Here is a 17948-nt window from a genome sequence, read left to right as displayed (position 1 = left end):
CAGGATTGGCGGCTTCAATCAGTCCTGATGCCTGTCCATGGCTTGGACCCAAAAGAAAAGGGAGATGAAGATGCAACGCAAATCTATTGGCGTTGTGCTGTCTTGCGCGGCACTGGTCGCGGGTGGTTATCTTCTGAATCACCGCAAGACACGAAAGCACGCCCCAGGCAGCATGCGGCCTTCGATGTTCGAGCGGATGATGACAGCCATGCCCGAGGACGCTCCACCGAAAGTGATCTCGACGGTCATGCCGAGATTGCAGGCACAGAACGAAGAAATTCTTGCCCTTCTCAGGGAGCAGAACGAGCTTCTCCGGGCAGCGAAGCGAAGCAAACAGTAAGTGAAGCAAATAGCCGTCAGGACGCTGGACCGCCCCGCCCACCGCCACCCTTAGCGCGCAAAGCCAGGCCGCCTATCTCGGCGCGCCCCATGACCCGCAACGCAGCTATGACGAGACCCGAACGGCGCAGCCGCTCTCCGAGCAGGAACTCCCTGGGCTGGAAGCGCGACTGGCAGATCGTCGACTGGCTCATCCAGTCCGAGGCCTGGCCCTGTTCGTGGCCACCGTATGGAACCCATACTAAATCCATGGAGAACCACAACGAAAAACCGCCACCCGGCATGATCCGTAAGTGGCGGTTTCTCTGATAGTCGTGGTCGGAGCGACAGGATTCGAACCTGCGACCTTTGCAACCCCATTCCGTTTTCAGGACATGTGAGCATGAACAGAAACTAGCTAAGAGTTCCATTTATACCCTACAAAACCTAGGGTTACGAAAGTATTAGTGTGTTGTGGTTGTGGCTCAATGTGGCGCAATATAGCCTGTACCTGTCACCTATTTGTCACCTGGGAATCAGGACATCATGGCAGGCATCACAAAGATGAAGCTCACAACCAAGGCATTAGCCCAACTGGCTAAGCAGCCGCCCACTGTCGACGTGTGGGATACCGAGCTTCACGGATTCCATGTGCGAGCCACCAAGCGTGGCCTAGCTTTTCGTCTCCATTTCCGTACCAAGGCGGGCGAGCGACGCATGATGACCCTTGGCCGCTACGGTGACCCCTTGACGGCGGCTGAGGCTCGTCAACGGGCACGGGATTTACTGGCGTCCGTAACCCAGGGCGGCGATCCGAAAGCCGAGATAGACGAGACCAAGGCCGAAGCAAAGCGCCAGCAGCAGCAAACCCTAGGCGTATACCTGAAAGGCCCTTACACGGCGTTCCAGCATCGCAAGAAGGATGGCAAGGGCACGCTGCGCAGAATCGAGAAGGACTTCGCTGGCTGGCTGGACAAGCCGATGGGTAGCCTTTCACGTGCCGATGTGGAGCGCTGGCAGGCCGAGCAGGAAGCAAAGGACACGCCGCTGGCCTTCAGTAGCCTGAAGCGATCCTATGACGCCATGCATGCCATGCTGGCGCATGCAGCCGAGCGCAAGGTCATACCAGTCAACCCGCTGTCTGGGGTGAAGCTACAAAAGCCCGCCATGACTGAGGAAGACATGGCTGTTCAGGCGGCCCAACGGCGGTATCTGGAGCCGAAGGAGGTGGAAGCGCTGTTTCAAGGCCTGGATGCCTACCAGGATCGAAAGCGCGAGCAGCGTCGGCAGAGCCGGGGCCACGGTAAGGCGTTCCTGCCTAACCTGGATGATCTCACCTATGTGGATCACGTCGTGCCGTGGGTGCTGACCATGTATTACACCGGCTTCAGGCCTGGTGACCTGTTCGGCCTGCGCTGGGAGCACGTCAACCTGGACTTCCGCACCATCCGTAAGGTGATTGAGAAGACCGCCCACCATCATCCGGAGCCGATGTCCTTCCCGCTGTCCAGCGCAGCGTCGGACGTGCTCAAGACATGGCACAGGCAACAGGGTCAGCCTAAGACTGGCCTGGTATTTCCGTCCGCACGAAACGGCAAGCGTATGAGCCAGACGGCGATGCAAAGGCCGTGGGCAAACGTGCGCCAGCTGGCCGGGCTGCCGCACGATCTTCTGTTGTACAGTCTGCGGCACAACTTCGCGTCCCAGTTGGTCATGGCCGGCGTCGACCTGTTGACCGTATCCAAGCTGATGTCTCATTCAGACATTCAGACCACCATCGCGCACTACTCCCACCTTGCCCCTGACCACAAGCGAGATGCCGTGGAAACGTTCGCCAGGACAGCTAGGAAGCAGGGGAGCGCTACCGGCAATGACACGCCGCTGACTGTTGTTTGATAAGGCTGACCTCACCCCATTAGCTGGCTAGCACCGATCACTCGGAAGCATGGTTGCTTCACCACGCCTGTCAGCTTCCTGCTTCACCTGTAGCATTGAACGGAGTCCCAAGACGATGACATTGGAAGCCGTAGTCGCGAAGCACTATCGCGACTTCATCACTCTGGAGGATATTCTCCGGAGCATCTCCGAAAAATATCGGTGCCCGTTGGAGAAGGCATTGCTCGTCGTAGACGAGTTGCTTACCCCTGCCGTTGGACATGGGGCACTTTCCCTGTACGGAGCAGGAGAGCTAAGGCCCCGAAAAATGGTCCGACCCCAGGGCGCCTGGAAGGCACTGCATGAGGGGATGAAAGAGAAGCGCCTCGACAGCGACGCAAGCAGGGCTTATCGGATGATCCTGTTTCGTCGCGAAGAGATTAAAACCCTCCTGGATGAGGCAGGCATTCCCCTCGACACGACGCCGTGTTCGCTCAAGGGTAAAGACGGTGATTCCGCCAAGCATGAAACCCAATATGACGGCTCAATATCGCAACTGAAAGCCCGCATTTTGGAGTTAAAGACGGAGCTCGAAGAGGCTAATGCCGAGATTCATAGGCTCAGCTGTCTTGCTCCACTATATCCCACGAAGCTGACGAAAATAGTCAACGAGATCCAGTGTAACCACTGGGGCGGCTTTGACCCTCACACGGGCAAGCATCGTCCGAACCAGAAAGCCATCATACGGGAGGCTATGAAGACACATGACCTCTCCGAGCGTACCGCGCTCGCAGCGACATTAGTTGCCGCACGTAACGATGAAGATGTGATGTAGCACTCATAGTACTAATGTCTAGCCTCAGGGTAAGAAACCCATCAACCACGCGGGTTTTTAGCCACCCTGAGGGTGCTATGGAGTAGCTACCCTCAGCCCTCAGGGTATTGCCCTCAGGGTTCCCCTCACTCCCATCCTAGAGGCGCCACTCACCCACATAGGGACGCCTCTATGCCCACCAAGCGCAAAGAACCCGGCGACATTGTCGCCGATGCCCTGACTCGCTACCAAGCTGGACTTGATCCTGCCCTGATAGAACTTCCCGAAGTGGCCGTCTTCCCTGGACTGATACCGGCCCAGCCGGCCACTGCGAGGAAATCTCGCAGAACCGGACAGCTCCTGGGGCGACCTGCACCTCCTTTCATCAAGCGAGGGCGCCTCGTCCGTTACCGACTCAAGGACGTGCTGGATTGGCTAGACGATGCACCCCCTACCTATCACTCGAATGCCGAGGCAATTATGGCCCGCCTCCACACACCGGAGACGGAAAGTGAAGGCCACCAGGAGTTTCTGTCATGAGCCGCTGGAAAAAACTGCCAGGCCCCTCATTGCCCACCAGTTTGGCTTTTGAGGGACGTCGTGCGCGCAGATCTAGGTTCTGGTTATCGGGGGATGCGATCCCATCGGTGCCGACGAAGACAGAAAAGATGAAGAAGAAAAAGGCGAGGAAGGCAGCGGCAAAAGCGAGAAAGAGGAAGCAACGATGACGCATCGATACGTACGAGAAAATCCTGACAGGAAGTTTCAAAATACGGAGTTTATCGATGGTTGATGGTAGAAGAAATCCCGCCATTGGCGGAGGGAAAGTGCATGGTGATACATGCGATATCCTTTTGCATTGTGCCGAAGATGATGGCCGAAATTCTAGCCTATTTATGGCTGATGAGGGCTTCATATCTGCTGCCTTCTGTTCGGGATATGGCCAATATCACAGCGCTGAAAATGAGTCGGAAGATCAACGCCGCCCCTACGTCGATATCAAGTGGACCGACATCATTGAGCGGATGAAAAACCCTCAGAACGTACCCAAGAGTGGAGCCCAATGGGCCATCTTCTCGACGCACCCGTCACGGACATTTGAAGAGCAACGCCAGAAGGGCCGCTTTCATGTGCTGGCAGTCGATCTGGATCGTGACCCGCCTCCTGTGAAGGATGCGGTGGTGCGTATTTCCAACCTGGTCAGGGCCGATGTTTGCACCTACACCAGCCGGAGCGCCAAGTGGGATGAGCCGAAGTCGCGCACCCTGATCCCTTTGGCCACGCCGATAGATGGCCGCCGGTATGAGCTCTTGCAGGCATGCCTCAACGACCGCCTGGAAGCAGGGGGGCTCACCCCTGATCGCGCGACCGAGCGGGCCGCACAACTGCACTACCTCCCCAACCGGGGAGAGTATTACGAGACCGCGACGATGGAGTTCCTGGGCACCCTCGACTGGCAAGCGGAGTTCGGCGAAGAGCTGGCAGCCAAGGAGGCGAAGCTGGCCGACCATGAGGCATCCCAACGCCGTCGCCAGGAAGAGTCCGCCCGGAAGTTGAAGGAGCGCCAGCAGCGTCAGGAACAGACCGGCGAGCGTTCGCCTATCGACGCCTACAACGCCGCATACTCTCTGCGCGAGGTGTGGGAGTCCTTCGGTGCCACCTGGCATGGCCGGCGCGGCAGGTCACCCATCAGCACGTCCGGGACGTACGGCATCACCCTGTCCGATGATGGCCAGCACTGGCACTCGTTCCATGCAAGCGACGTGGAGGCCGGTATCGGCACCACCGACGCTACGGCCGTCGGCTGCTGGGGGGATGCCTTCGATCTGTTCGTTTACTTCGAGCACGATGGAGACCGCAACGCCGCCCTGAAGGCGGTGGGCGACATGTTTCAGGTGGAGCCTGGCGTCACCCTCTCCATGCACAACCAGCGGGCCTTCATGCAGGCACAGTCCCATCCCTCGCCCGAGGAGGAGTTCGCTAGCCAGGCTGATCAGGCTGCCGAGAGGCAGCCCCGCCCCTTGCCTGACCCCATGCCGCCAGTGCCACCCTTCGACGCCGAGAAGCTGCTGCCTGCCCCCCTGCGGGGCTATGCAGAGGATGTAGCCCATCGCCAGCAGTCGCCTATTGAGTATTGCGCCGTAGCCGCGCTGGTCGGCCTGGCCGCCGTGGTAGGGCGCAAGATCCTGATGCGTCCAAAGCAGCACGACGACTGGACGATCACGGCGAACCTATGGGGCGCCTTGATTGGCGGGCCTTCCGCAATGAAGTCTCCGGCGCTCGGAGCCATGCGCTTCCCCCTAGATGACATCGAGGCTGATGCCCGTCGCGCTCACGAGCAAATGCAAGCCATCCACATAGGTGATGCCGAAATCGCCGAGATGGAGCACAAGGCCGCCAAGAAGCGGGCCGAGAAGCTGGTCGCTGAAGGCAAGAGCGACGAGGCCAAAACCGTTCTGGAGGAGGTGGACTCCCTGGCGGAGCCACCCGAGCACCCGCCGCGCCTGATCGTCAACGACGCTACCGTCGAGGCTTTGGGCGAAAAACTGAACGAGAACCCCAATGGGGTCCTGCTGTTGCGTGATGAATTGTATGGCTGGGTGGCCAAGATGCAGCAGGAGGAATACGCCAGCGACCGAGCCTTCTACCTGGAGTGTTTCAACGGCAGCGGACGGTACACCTACGACCGAATCGGCAGGGGGACAGTAGCGGTTGAACACTGCATCCTGTCGATCATCGGCGGCATCCAGCCTGCGAGGATCGCCAAGCTGGTGCGCGGAACAACCCGAGGCACAGACGACGACGGCCTGCTACAGCGTTTCCAACTAGCCGTGCATCCCGACCCCGTACCGTCCTGGCGTTGGGTGGATCGACCACCCTCCCGCCAGGCGAGAGAAAGGTATCAAGGAGTCTTTTACCAGCTGCACGCGCTGCCGGCCCCACCCGAAGATGGCGAACCACCCCACCGACACTTCTCCCAGGAGGCGCAGGCCGAGTTCATCCGTTGGTCGGAAGCCCTGCACCGCGAGGCACGAAGTGGGGACCTGCCCCCTGCCATGGAAGCCCACCTGCTGAAGATGCCCAAGACAGTCTGCTCCCTAGCTCTGCTGTTTGCCCTGGTGAACGGTGAGGAAGAGGCGGTCGGCTACGACGCGACACTGAAGGCCTTGGCATGGGCGGATCTCTTACGCCGACATGCTGAGCGTCTCTATAGCGCCGCCACAAGCCAGAACGTGTTGGGGGCCAAGTTGATCTTGAGCCGGAGAGAGAAGCTCCCCCAGCCGTTCAAGGCGAAACAGGTTCAGCAGCGCGGCTGGGCGGGACTGGACACCACCGAAGCCGTCGGGGCCGCCCTCGACCTGCTCGAAGACCACGGCTACCTGACACCTATCGAGACGCGGACCGGTGGTCGGCCCCGTGTCGATTACTACTGGCATCCCAGTCTCGTGACGAGTGCAGAACATCACTCAAAAGCGGCGGGTGACACCCCCCGTAACCCCCCTAAACGGGCTTTACGGGGTTTACGGGGCGTCCCACCTGACGCTGCTGCGGATAACACCCCGAACTCTGCTCCCAGCGAAGGGCTACCTGACGACGATGACGACTGGCTGCACTGAGACGAGACCCGGGAGGCTGCCAGGGGGCTGGCAGCCTAAGGCATGACCTAGAGAGAACGATAATGGCCTACAGAAAGGAAATCCCCCACACGCAAGCAGAACTATGCGAGCTGCTGGAATATGACCCCCAAACCGGTCGGCTAACCCGGCGAGTCGGCTGGAGAACAAGACTGGACTTGGCTGGCGCCGAAGCCGGATGCCGGCGCCGTCGGCCCAACGGTATTCCGTCTAGTGTCCTCATGAGCCTCGGCGGGTCGGAGTACCTCGCCAGTCGGATCATCTGGAAACTGGTCCACGGAGTGGACCCTTCCGGCGAGATCAGCTCTCGAAACGGCATCCCGTGGGACCTTCGCCTTGCCAACTTCCGTGACGGGCCCCGTCAAAGCACCTCTCGCAACCAACGGGGGAGATGCACCAACACCAGCGGATACACCGGCGTATGCTGGAATGCCCGACGGGAGGAGTGGCAGGTGCATATCACCCTTGACGGCAAGCTCCACCACCTTGGTACTTCACCGACAAACTCGCCGCAGCCGTCGTGGCGGCTCAGGCGCGGCTGGAGGCAGGCTTCACCCTCCGCCACGCCACCGGCGGGCACCAGGAGGTGATTGACCGCCTGCCCGATTGGGTGTTGGACCAGGCGTCTAACACCTAGTTATCCGGGTGTGCAGCGGCGGTATTGTTGTATCAAGTGCTGGTCGTGTTAGGAACGCCATGGTAGCTGCGCCCTTTAGCCCAGCCGGTACAAAACCTAGGTTTTGTCCGAAAAGTCTGCTCGCAGGCAACGGTCTATGCACGCCAGGCATACCATGGCCCTGAAGCTGCTGGCTAATTTGTCGTAGCGGGTGCGGACCCGGCGCAGCTCTTTGATCCACCCGAAACAGCGCTCGATGATGTTTCGCTCTCGATAACGGGGCTTGTCGAAGCCTCGCTGGGCGCCAGGACGCGGTTTTCGCTTCATCTTGCGCCGGGCAATGATCGGTTTCATGCGGTGCCGGTCGCAGTAGCGGCGAAGAGGGTCGCTGTCATAGCCCTTGTCGGCCACGATGTAGCGACAGCGCTTACGTGGTCTCCCCCGGCTTCCAGACAGATGAACGTGTTCCATGGCGGGGATGAAGTGGCCTGTATCCGAGTCCTGCCCGGGCGAGAGCGTGAAGGTCAGCGGCCATCCATGCCGATCACAGACCATGTGGATCTTGGTCGTCAGGCCGCCTCGGCTGCGGCCCAAGGCATGGTCTACGGGCTCTTGGTATCCCCCTTTTTGCCGCCTCCAGAGGCGGCACGGGTGGCACGGATCGACGTCGAATCGATCATCCAGGTGTCCAGATCCATCAGGCCATCCTCTCGCAAGCGGAGCTGGAGACGCGCCAGGATGGTCTCGAAGGTGCCGTCATCGCGCCACTGGCGGAACCGGTCATAGACGGTCTTCCACGGGCCGAAGCGTTCTGGCAGATCGCGCCACTTGACGCCCGAGCAGAGGATCCAGAAGATGCCGTTCAGCACCTGGCGGTCATCGCGGCGGGGGCGCCCCGTTCTCTGCGGCGGCGACACGATGTCCTCGATGATGGCCCAGCCGTTGTCGGAGATCTCGTAGCGTCCTGCCATGGGTCACCTATGCTGCTGTGGCATAGATGACATTAGCAAATTCGAGTTTTCGGACAAAGCCTAGGGTTCGAGTTGGCCAACCCGAAAATTGGGCGAGGGGGCATCAGTAGTATCGCAAGAAGGTAGCCGGCCCAACCCCGGGGGGTGGGCCGGTCGCCCATTCTTTCCCCGTCTGACTTTCACTTCCTTCCCATCCTGCCACACACGGGTCTGGCTAATGCCACCATTACTGGCGCCCAGGATGGTCAGCTAGCCCTAGCGGGGTGGTCGGACCTCATAGTCTCTTCAGGACTCTAAGCCAATTAGAGGAAGAACTTATGGATTAATGCGTTAGCGGACCTACTTGGATGATGCGCAGCGCAATCAACAGCGCATCACCATGCAAGCATAGGCGTTGAGCCGTTCGGCGTGCCCGAGAGCACTGGCCAGCCCAAGGCACCTAAATCAGTGTCTGGCTCGTTACTGCAGGAAGTCAGTATCTGTTTCCATCTCGGAAGGTGCTGGGGGCCCGACGGTCTGTAGACGCCGCGCCTGACCGTCTACCACATGGTGATCCTGCAGCTGCTCGGCCAGATCCCGCAGCGCCTGCATACCGCTTGCCACCGCTTGGCTGAGCTCCTCGGCGTCCATCTCCTCAAACGAGGGGTTGGAATCCAGGTCCGCACTTTCGTCCGCGATCTTGTGCCCGGCGTGCTCCAACACCCAGCGGGCCGCGTTGTAGCGAGTGGCAGCGGGTGTAGTGGGGGCCATCAGGTCACGCATGGTGTCCACTGCCTGGGCGGCGAGGTCCCCTTTCAGCGCAGCATCCCGCCGTTGATGCAGGGCCTCAACAACATGAGGGAGCCTCATTAGTCGGTAAGCCTCGACAGCAGGTGCCGAAAACCCTGCCAGCCTCGCAGCTTGTGTTCGCGCTACACCTTTCGATGCGTGGGCAACGAATATCATCTGTTTATCGGTAAGCTTTCGTGACATTTATCTACCAATCCTCTTCAATAAAATATCTATAGGATGCCGACAGTATAGGACAATGGCGATAGATAGTTGTAGACAAAAACTACATCTATCGGCAAAGAAGACGTAGCATAAATTACTGTGAAATGAACCTTTCTAATCACCAAACCTCAGCTACACTGGCCTTGTGGATGTGGTCGAGTGAAGCGTTATTTTCTCCGTATGACAGGTGTTTTTCACCATGATCAAGGGCCATGTCATGATGGATATATGGCAGGGATTGAGAATGACTGTGAAGTGATTACAAAGTAAATGCTGAGTCTTCAAGAAAACGGCCTGCCGTCTCTCAATGGGTTTCTCAGCCATGCGAAGCCAGTCGCCATTTGCATACGGAAGACAGACTTCGAGTAAATTGTTGAAAACAAATAGGAAATTCGGAGTATTTCTTTTGGATGTACGCAGCAGTGGTAAAGTTTAATTAGAAGTGTTTGGATGGTTGGCTAGTATCAACTAAATTAGCATGGATGCGGTCCTTGGGGGCATGATGCCGACGTTTGCAGAGATTAATCCAGTGGCTCGAGCGGTATGGGCCAAAAGTGGTGCCCCTCCCGGACATGGCTTGTTAGCCCATATGCTGGATGTGGCTGCAGCGGCAGAAGTGCTCCTGGAGCATGAGCCGAACAGCACACTGGAGTATTTTGCCAACCAGCTGGGAATGCCAACATCCTCTTTCGTCCGCTGTGCCGCAACCCTGGTTGGCTTGCACGATTTCGGAAAAGCGGTGCCCGGTTTCCAAGCCAAGTGGTCAGAAGGCCGCCAGCAGTGTGAGATAGCCGGACTATCTTTCAGCACGCCATCTTTGAAAGTCACCGATCATGCTCGAGCCAGTGGCGCGCTGCTGCGTGAACACCTTATGGCTCTCGGCTTTGAGCGCCCCTGGGTGCTATCGGTGCTGCAAGCCCTTAGCGCGCACCATGGATACAACTTTCACCTACAGGAGCTGAATAGCTCAACCCCACCATTTGAAGCCCCTGCGTGGGCCAAAGTGAGGGCACTGCTTTTCTCCACTTACTGGAATGCCATGGCGCCGGAGAGGGTGCCGGCAACTGAGGAGGTCTCGCTTGCCTTGGTGGAATGGCTAGCTGGCTTGACCAGCGTTGCCGACTGGATCGGTTCCAATCCAGACTGGTTTCCGCATGGCGAACGGGCTCCTTCCTTGCATGGGCACTTTCATGTGGCTAAAGGGCTCGCGTGCCACGCACTGAAGGAAATCGGCTGGTCCAGTTATCGACCCTTGCTGCCATGTGGCGATTCAACCGATGAGCGACTGGCTCAGGTGCTGAATCGTGACGATGTGGTAGCCAGGCCCCTTCAGCGGTGTGTTGACCAACTTCTCAGTGTTGCCCAAGGGCCGGCGTTGCTTCTCGTCGAGGCCCCGATGGGGGAAGGCAAGACGGAGGCGGCCTTTCTCGCCTATCTGCGCCTGCAAGCCGCGAACAAGCACCGTGGCCTGTATGTAGCACTACCGACGCAGGCAACTGGAAATGCGATGTTCGGTCGGACCCTGGCGTTTCTGAAGGCCTACGGAAGCGAGCAGCCACTCGACATCCAGTTAGTGCATGGAGGGGCCTTGCAGGACGAGCGAGTACAGCATCTCAGGGGGATCCATGGTGAGCGGGACGCAGACATCACCTGTTCTACCTGGTTCTCCCATCGGCGCAGGGGCCTTCTGTCTCCCTACGGTGTCGGCACCATCGATCAGGCCTTGTTCGCCACACTCAACATCAAGCATCACTTCGTCAGGTTATGGGGGCTCTCCAACAGGGTGATCGTGCTGGATGAGGTCCATGCCTATGACACCTACACCAGTGGATTGATCGAAACCTTGCTGCGTTGGCTTCGGGCCCTGGGTTCCTCCGTGGTCCTGATGAGTGCCACGCTCCCGGAACATCGGCGCCAGTCTCTGCTGCAGGCTTGGGGGACGCCATGGGACAAGGTTTCGGCAATCCCATACCCCCGCATGCTGATGGCAGACAGCCAGGGGGTTCAGGGGGATACCTTTGAGTCGCGGCCTCTCTCTCCGATCCATCTGCATTCGACTGGTGAAAGCCTGGAAACGCTGGCGGGCTATGCCATCGAGCAACTCAAGGCCGGAGGTTGCGGTGCCATCATCGTCAATACGGTCAATCGCGCTCAGGGGCTATATCGATTGCTGTGTCAATCGATAGGAGAGGATGCCCAGCTCATTCTATTTCATGCTCGATACCCGGCTGATGAGCGCAGTGCCAGAGAGCGACTCGTTCTGGACGTGTTCGGTGATCAGCACGCGACACGCCCGGACAGGGCACTGTTGATCGCGACGCAAGTGGCTGAACAGTCCCTCGACATCGATTTTGATTTCCTGCTTTCGGATCTGGCTCCCGTCGATCTGCTCCTTCAGCGAGCTGGGCGTCTGCACCGCCATGAGCGGCGGCGGCCCAAGGCACATGGCGATCCGCGATTCACCGTCGCTGGGCTGAAACCAGAGCGGTTGCCGGAAATGAACCAGACCGCTTGGGCCTATGTTTACGAGTCGTATGTGCTGGGACGAACCTGGGCCTTGCTGTCACGCGAGCATACTCTGCGGATGCCCCATGACATCGATCGTTTGGTGCAGGCTGTTTATGGCGATACTTCCCTGCCAGAAGACCTGGATCCTGCGGCCAAGGCCTATATCGAGGGAGATGCATATAACCAGCATCTCATCAGGTTAACGGCCGAGCGTCAGCAGGCCGTCAACATTGCACTGGACCCTGATGACGAACCACAGGTTGCCTATCTGGACAAGCCTCGGGGGACAGAAGATGGCGATGGCCTTGGGCTGGTCAACCGAACGCGCTTGGGGGATGACTCCATCACCGTCGTCCCCGTCCATCAGGTGAGGGGCGGGTGGGCGATTCATCCCGGGGATGCCCCCTTCGACCCCCAGCACATGATTGCCGATGACCTGGCCAGGCAACTCTGCGCCCGCCAACTCAACCTCTCCCGCCGAGATATCGTGCGCGATCTTGTCCGGCAGGAGACACCACCTGCGTTTGCGGCCCACCCCTTGCTGAAACACATGAGGCCACTTGTCCTGGAGGACGGTGAGCTTCTGGTGGGCAGGCTGGTCGTGACTCTGGATCAGGAACTGGGACTGGTTTACGCGTCGGCTGTCGCCGATGAGCACCATGAGGAGAAGTCATGACCACGCGTTTCAACCTGCTCGATGAGCCCTGGCTGACGGTTCGCTTCTGCGATGGCGAGGTCCGAGACATTGGGCTGCTCGAGCTGTTCGCGAAGCTGGAGGAGATCAGTGAGCTCGCCGAGACGTCACCTCCGAGCCTGATAGCGGGGTACCGCCTGCTATTGGCCATCACTCATCGGGCCCTCTCGCACCATGGCGGAGTCTGGAAGGACAAGGATCGTGCTCGTTGGTATCGCGATGGCTTCCCCGTAACGGCGTTGCACGACTACCTCGAGCATTGGCGTGATCGGTTCTGGATGTTTCATCCCGAGATGCCCTTCATGCAGGTGGCTGCGCTGATGGGCATCGAGGAGACGCAACACAAGCAAAAGCCATGGACCCAGGTGTCCTTGGCCAGTGCGAACGGGAACATGCCCATCATGTTTGACCACTCCTGCGATCTGGAGCCTGAACCAATCACGCCAGCAGCCGCGATGCGTGTCTTGCTAGGCTTCCTCCAGTGCACACCAGGGGGGCTGGTCAAGACCATCAAGACATCCGACAAGGCGGGCCCCTTGGCCAATACCGCGGGCGTGCTTCCAATGGGGGGCAACCTTCAGCAAACCCTGTGTTTGGCGCTTCACCCGGCCAGAGGCCGGGAGGATGTTCCCAGCTGGGAGCGTCCCCCCTTGGAGCGTTTGGACCTGACAGCCCCTCCCTCGCTCGCGACTGGGCCCAACGACAGATATTCCCGTCTCAGCCGTGCCGTGCTCTTCGACCATGCCGGCGATGACCAAGTGCGATGGTTGCGCCTGGCGGTGGGGGATGCCCTGCTCGAAGACGCCAATGCGCCTGACCCGATGGCCAGTTACCGTGCCGGCTTCAACCGCATGGAGAGACTGGGCTTCACCGAGGGCAGGGCGTTCTGGCGAGATCTACCCGCGTTGGTGCCCGATGCCGAAGGCAAGGCGTCACAGCCGGCCGCCGTCCTCGGGTGGGCGGCCAACCTGAATGCCTATCTGGACTCACGGCAGGTCGATCAGCCACTGCTGGTGGCCGGCGTTGCCAGTGACCAAGCCAAGTTGCTGCGTTGGCGGAGCGAGCGGCTCTTCCTGCCGGCCAACCTGCTCGAGAATGTCCAGCTGGCCGGCTTTCTACGCGGTGAGATCCAGCGTGCTGAATCCCTGCACGACCGGATTGAGATGCTGGCGAAAAACATGCTTGCCGAGTGCATGCCCGAGCCCCATCGCAAGGACACCCAAGCTCAGGCGCTTAAGGTCGTGGCCACCGGGGGGGCGGCTGCCAAGTTCTTCGCCTCGGTCGAGCGCAGCGTGCCGATGCTGCTCCAGTACATCAGCGCAGGTGATGGGGACAAGGCGACACATTACTGGTCCGCCTGCCTGGCTCAGGCAGCCGAGGAGTGCTGGCAGGTGCTGAGAAGGGAAGCAGGATATACCCCCAGTGCGTTATGTGCCGAGGCCAAAATGTGGCCCCGATTTCGCAGGCTGCTGCTTCAGCTCCAGCCTGACGCTTCGAACTCTGAACTCTTGGAGGAGACCCGCACATGAGCGACTTTGCTCAGGACTTCGTGGCGCATCTGGTCCAGCTACGAAAGGGAAACAGCGGTGCGATGGCGGTACTCCGTCGCAGCTTGAGCTTTTCGCCGGGGGCCTATCCACCGGCATACCCATTTGTGGAGCGGTTCGTCCCATCGAAACGGCATCCACAGGACGCACGTCGATTGGCGCTGTACGTGGTGGCTGGCTTGTTTGCGCTTCATCCGGTGTCTGCGGATCGCAGCCTTTCCAGCAGCCTGGGTGAACTGATGCAACGACGTGAGAGCGCCAGCATCGAAAAGCGCTTCATTGCCCTTCTGGGGGCAGACCCGGAGACGCTGCCGGTTTACCTGAGGCAGGTGATCACCCTGCTGGCCGCAGACGATCTCGGGCTCGACTATGCCAGGCTGCTCAACGACCTGAGTTTCTATCTGAACACCTGGCTTGACCCCGAGCATCGCGACCGGATTCGGCAGCGTTGGGCGCGTGACTTCTATCGAGCGCTGACGCAGGACGCCCATTCGCCAACCACGACCCAAGAGTGAGAGAGCCATCATGAGCCTGTTTATCGAGTTCCACCTGATCCAAAATTTCGCCCCTTCCAATCTCAACCGCGATGACACGGGGTCGCCAAAGGATGCCATCTTTGGTGGTCATCGTCGGGCAAGGGTGAGCAGTCAGTGTTTCAAGCGCGCCATCCGCCTGGCATCACAGGATATGGAGCTCTTGCCTTCGGAACACCGTGCCACACGGACACGTCGCCTGCTGAAGCTGCTGCAGCAGCGGTTGGAAGGTCGTGACCCCGAAGAAGCCAGAGAGAAGGTCAAGGCGGCACTTGCCGCGGCCGGGCTGAAACTGAAAGACGACGGTAAAACAGAGTACCTCCTGTTCCTGGGGGAGCGTGAGATTGCCGGCATGACGTCACTGATCAACGAGCACTGGGACACATTGGTGTCGGAGCCGGAGAGCGAGACCGACAAGAAAAGAAGCAAGAAGCAGGTGAAAGCCAGCTTGCCGCCGGACGTCGTCAAGCAGGTCAAGGGCTTGCTGGATGGGGGGAAGGCCGTCGATATTTCCCTCTTCGGTCGTATGCTGGCGGACCTGCCGGGTGGAAAGAAGGATGCGGCGTGCCAGGTCGCTCATGCCATCAGCACCCATCGGGTCGAGCGCGAGTTTGATTATTTCACCGCCGTAGACGACGTGGAGGACGACGATGAGAGCGGGGCTGGCATGATCAATCATGTGGAGTTCAACTCCGCGACCCTCTATCGCTATGCCGTCATCGACATGGGCAAGTTGGTGAAAAACCTCCAGGGTGACACGGACCTGGCCCTTGCTGCTCTCGAAGCCTTTGTCCTGGCCAAGGTCCGCGCCGTGCCCACGGGCAAGCAGAATTCCTTTGCGGCCCACAACATGCCGGCGTTTGTGGGAGTCTGTTTCCGACATGCGGCCCCCATGAACCTCGTCAACGCCTTCGAACGCCCGGTATTTCCTCGCCAGGACAAGTCGCTGACGGACCTGTCGGTGTCCGAGTTGGACCGGCATGAGACCCACCTGGCCGGCGTGTATGGCGATACCCGGGATCACTGGGGCTACCTCGACCTGACCGGCGCATGGGCAGAAGGAAAGGGCGAAGCGCAGCCTGACCTCTCCTCGTTGGCGGAGTGGGTGAAGACCCAGGCCACCGAGAAGATGGAGGCCTGATATGGCAACGTTACTGCTGCGCCTGCAGGGGCCCATGCAGTCCTGGGGGACCACGAGCCGGTTCGATGAGCGTGACACCCAACTCGAGCCATCAAAGTCGGGAGTACTGGGACTGGTCTGCGCGGCACTCGGGCGTGACCGCAGTGAGCCACTCGATGACCTGGCGTCGCTGCGCATGGGGGTTCGTGTCGACCGTGAAGGCATTCCGATGCGCGATTATCAGACAGCCAAGGGAGTGGCGACGGCAGAGGAGGGCAAGCCCAAGCGTGAGCGTACCGTCGTCAGCCCTCGCTACTTCCTGTCCGACGCGGCATTTCTGGTAGGCCTGGAAGGCGCGGACCAGGCGTTTCTGGAAAGCCTGCAGGCCGCACTATGGTCACCTGTCTGGCCCTTGGCACTGGGGCGGAAGAGTTACACGCCAAGCCTACCTGTTGGCCTGCCAGATGGGGTTCAGCAGTCGGACCTGCTGACCGCACTGAAGCAGTGGCCTGCCCTCGTTCTCCCCGTGGAAGACAGTCTTCGACTGGTGCTGGAAGATCCCCACGAGGGGTCCATGCGCCTTGACCAGCCGATTGCGCCCTTCGCAGAGCGGCGTTTCGGGCCGCGACTTGTGAAACAGGAAGTGATGCATGTACCTGACACGATTGACGCTTGATCCTCGCAACGCCCATGCCCGTCGCGATCTGGCCGATGCCTATGACATGCACCGCACGCTGGTGCGGGCCTTCGTCCGTGACCAGAACGGCACACCCGAGAGGTTTCTCTGGCGCCTTGAGTCAGGGCCAACGGCGTGGGCCACACCGACTCTGCTGGTGCAAGCCAAAGTTCCCGGCCATTGGGACGTCCTGGAGGCCCTGCCTGGCTACCTTCAAGAACCTGCCCATACCAAGGTGATCAACCCTGACAGGTGGGTTCAGCCCCAGCGAGAGTATCGTTTCCGGCTGGTGGCCAACCCGACCGTGACGCACGCCGGGAAGCGCTATGGCCTGGCGGGCGAGGGCGAACAGTTGGCCTGGCTGGAGCGTCAGGGCGCGCGACATGGGTTCCAGGTCTCCTCCGCGCTGGTCTCCGCGAATGACGTGTTGGAAAGCCGCAACAGGGGCCAGGCACCGATCACGGTCAAGCGGGCCTGTTTCGAGGGCGTGTTGAGAGTGGATCAGGCGGACGGCGTTCGCCAGGCCCTGGTCAATGGCCTCGGTCCGGCCAAGGCGTTCGGCTGTGGCCTATTGAGCCTGGGGCGCTGCTAGTACCTCTTGGCCAGAAAGTGCATCGGTCTGCGCAGGGGGCGTCTACTCCGATGCCTCGCTGGGGGTCATCGTGCCATTTCCCCCAGCCCGCTCTTTAACAAGATGCTTGGTGGAATTTCCGAGCCATAAAACTTCCTATTGATTCAAGCGTGTAGAAGAAGAGTATTCCCCGCGCGAGCGGGGATGAACCGTTCACTTGTCCCATGATGATTCTCCTGAGTTAGTACTCCCCGCGCGAGCGGGGATGAACCGTTCCAAGGCATGACGCTTCCCCTGGACGATGGGTGTTCCCCGCGCGAGTGGGGATGAACCAAAGACCCGCGCCGCCGCCCTGCAAGCTCTGTCGTGTTCCCCGTGCGAGCGGGGATGAACCGGTCAACGTCGGTATGGGCAATACCAACCCGGAGTGTTCCCCGCGCGAGTGGGGATGAACCGTTGTCCAGGTACTCCACCAGCACTTCGACCTGGTGTTCCCCGCGTGAGCGGGGATGAACCGCAGATCGGCTCGCCCGTAGCACAGTCGGTCACGTGTTCCCCGCGCGAGCGGGGATGAACCGTGGGGCAACAACCGGCCGTGCAAGATCAAATCGTGTTCCCCGCGCGTGCGGGCGCGCGTGCGGGGATGAACCGATGTCGGGCTTGCAGGGGTACTGCCCGCCCTGATGTTCCCCGCGCGAGCGGGAATGAACCTTACATGCAGGGCTGCGGCGACATGTCGATGGAGTGTTCCCCGCGCGAGCGGGGATGAACCGGTGCTGAAGGTGCGTCGCTTCGGCTACAACGCGTGTTCCCTGCGCGAGCGGGGATGAACCGCTCGTCGACTGGCTGCGCAACGACCGCCGATCGTGTTCCCCGCGCGAGCGGGGATGAACCGGTGACCAAGGGCCACAGCCACGGCGCCGAGATGTGTTCCCCGCGCGAGCGGGGATGAACCGACCTACTTCGTCGCCAAGATCCTCAACAAGGCGTGTTCCCCGCGCACGCGGGGATGAACCGGACTATGGTAATGAGCCGACCGTTGCCGCTGTGACGTTCCCCGCGCATGCGGGGATGGAC

General features: G+C 60.0%; 13 protein-coding genes. 11 read left to right on the top strand and 2 right to left on the bottom strand.

Annotation, left to right across the window (positions count from 1 at the left end; translation table 11 throughout):
* The first annotated feature begins 64 nt into the window (after window positions 1-64).
* The 5 genes from ABE957_RS10400 to ABE957_RS10380 all read left to right on the top strand — a co-directional run bounded on the left by ABE957_RS10400 (window position 65) and on the right by ABE957_RS10380 (window position 6624).
* A complete protein-coding gene (locus tag ABE957_RS10400; RefSeq protein WP_349758612.1) occupies window positions 65-340 on the top strand; it encodes a hypothetical protein in 276 nt (91 codons plus the stop codon).
* A gap of 524 nt (window positions 341-864) precedes the next feature.
* Window positions 865-2214: a site-specific integrase gene (locus ABE957_RS10395; protein ID WP_349758611.1), complete on the top strand. Its 1350-nt coding sequence runs from the start codon at window positions 865-867 to the stop codon at window positions 2212-2214.
* Window positions 2215-2329: 115 nt separating this feature from the next.
* Complete coding sequence (locus ABE957_RS10390) at window positions 2330-3028, top strand: hypothetical protein (protein WP_349758610.1); 699 nt, start codon at window positions 2330-2332, stop codon at window positions 3026-3028.
* A gap of 515 nt (window positions 3029-3543) precedes the next feature.
* Complete coding sequence (locus tag ABE957_RS10385) at window positions 3544-3735, top strand: hypothetical protein (RefSeq protein WP_349758609.1); 192 nt, start codon at window positions 3544-3546, stop codon at window positions 3733-3735.
* 57 nt (window positions 3736-3792) lie between these two features.
* Window positions 3793-6624, top strand: a complete 2832-nt coding sequence (locus ABE957_RS10380) for a YfjI family protein (protein ID WP_349758608.1) — start codon at window positions 3793-3795, stop codon at window positions 6622-6624.
* Window positions 6625-7375: 751 nt separating this feature from the next.
* Here the strand turns inward: ABE957_RS10380 and ABE957_RS10375 are convergent.
* Both ABE957_RS10375 and ABE957_RS10370 read right to left on the bottom strand, forming a co-directional pair.
* A protein-coding gene (locus ABE957_RS10375; RefSeq protein ID WP_349758607.1) for an IS5 family transposase occupies window positions 7376-8229 on the bottom strand; the annotation gives its coding sequence in 2 pieces (ribosomal slippage) (window positions 7376-7875 and window positions 7875-8229; 855 coding nt in all).
* Between the two features lie 459 nt (window positions 8230-8688).
* Window positions 8689-8991, bottom strand: coding sequence for a hypothetical protein (locus ABE957_RS10370; RefSeq protein ID WP_349758606.1), 303 nt, complete (start codon window positions 8989-8991; stop codon window positions 8689-8691).
* Between the two features lie 709 nt (window positions 8992-9700).
* On the opposite strand from ABE957_RS10370, the gene cas3 reads away from it, so the two are divergent.
* The 6 genes from cas3 to cas6e are packed head-to-tail and all read left to right on the top strand — an operon-like array spanning window position 9701 to window position 16892.
* Window positions 9701-12406, top strand: coding sequence for a CRISPR-associated helicase Cas3' (gene cas3, locus ABE957_RS10365; RefSeq protein WP_349758605.1), 2706 nt, complete (start codon window positions 9701-9703; stop codon window positions 12404-12406).
* Window positions 12403-13953: a type I-E CRISPR-associated protein Cse1/CasA gene (gene casA / locus ABE957_RS10360; protein ID WP_349758604.1), complete on the top strand. Its 1551-nt coding sequence runs from the start codon at window positions 12403-12405 to the stop codon at window positions 13951-13953. Before cas3 ends, casA begins: the two co-directional genes overlap by 4 nt.
* Window positions 13950-14486: a type I-E CRISPR-associated protein Cse2/CasB gene (casB, locus tag ABE957_RS10355; RefSeq protein WP_349758603.1), complete on the top strand. Its 537-nt coding sequence runs from the start codon at window positions 13950-13952 to the stop codon at window positions 14484-14486. The genes casA and casB overlap by 4 nt, the downstream gene beginning before the upstream one ends.
* A gap of 10 nt (window positions 14487-14496) precedes the next feature.
* Window positions 14497-15645 (top strand): type I-E CRISPR-associated protein Cas7/Cse4/CasC, encoded by a 1149-nt coding sequence (gene cas7e / locus ABE957_RS10350; RefSeq protein ID WP_349758602.1) that lies wholly within the window; start codon window positions 14497-14499, stop codon window positions 15643-15645.
* A 1-nt stretch (window position 15646) separates the two neighbouring features.
* Window positions 15647-16300 carry a type I-E CRISPR-associated protein Cas5/CasD gene (gene cas5e, locus ABE957_RS10345; protein ID WP_349758600.1) on the top strand — a complete coding sequence of 218 codons (654 nt, stop codon included), beginning with the start codon at window positions 15647-15649 and terminating at the stop codon, window positions 16298-16300.
* Complete coding sequence (gene cas6e, locus ABE957_RS10340; protein ID WP_349758599.1) at window positions 16275-16892, top strand: type I-E CRISPR-associated protein Cas6/Cse3/CasE; 618 nt, start codon at window positions 16275-16277, stop codon at window positions 16890-16892. The genes cas5e and cas6e overlap by 26 nt, the downstream gene beginning before the upstream one ends.
* Window positions 16893-17948 lie beyond the last annotated feature (1056 nt).

Source organism: Halomonas pelophila (genome assembly GCF_040196315.1).
GTDB lineage: Bacteria > Pseudomonadota > Gammaproteobacteria > Pseudomonadales > Halomonadaceae > Halomonas > Halomonas pelophila.
This window is presented reverse-complemented; position numbering and strand designations above follow the sequence as displayed.

Bases quoted from the DNA above. Each gene is read 5' to 3' on its own strand.
- ABE957_RS10400 (WP_349758612.1), top strand. From the start codon at position 65: ATGAAGATGCAACGCAAATCTATTGGCGTTGTGCTGTCTTGCGCGGCA.
- ABE957_RS10395 (WP_349758611.1), top strand. From the start codon at position 865: ATGGCAGGCATCACAAAGATGAAGCTCACAACCAAGGCATTAGCCCAA.
- ABE957_RS10390 (WP_349758610.1), top strand. From the start codon at position 2,330: ATGACATTGGAAGCCGTAGTCGCGAAGCACTATCGCGACTTCATCACT.
- ABE957_RS10385 (WP_349758609.1), top strand. From the start codon at position 3,544: ATGAGCCGCTGGAAAAAACTGCCAGGCCCCTCATTGCCCACCAGTTTG.
- ABE957_RS10380 (WP_349758608.1), top strand. From the start codon at position 3,793: ATGGTTGATGGTAGAAGAAATCCCGCCATTGGCGGAGGGAAAGTGCAT.
- ABE957_RS10370 (WP_349758606.1), bottom strand. From the start codon at position 8,991: ATGCGTGACCTGATGGCCCCCACTACACCCGCTGCCACTCGCTACAAC.
- cas3 (WP_349758605.1), top strand. From the start codon at position 9,701: ATGGATGCGGTCCTTGGGGGCATGATGCCGACGTTTGCAGAGATTAAT.
- casA (WP_349758604.1), top strand. From the start codon at position 12,403: ATGACCACGCGTTTCAACCTGCTCGATGAGCCCTGGCTGACGGTTCGC.
- casB (WP_349758603.1), top strand. From the start codon at position 13,950: ATGAGCGACTTTGCTCAGGACTTCGTGGCGCATCTGGTCCAGCTACGA.
- cas7e (WP_349758602.1), top strand. From the start codon at position 14,497: ATGAGCCTGTTTATCGAGTTCCACCTGATCCAAAATTTCGCCCCTTCC.
- cas5e (WP_349758600.1), top strand. From the start codon at position 15,647: ATGGCAACGTTACTGCTGCGCCTGCAGGGGCCCATGCAGTCCTGGGGG.
- cas6e (WP_349758599.1), top strand. From the start codon at position 16,275: ATGTACCTGACACGATTGACGCTTGATCCTCGCAACGCCCATGCCCGT.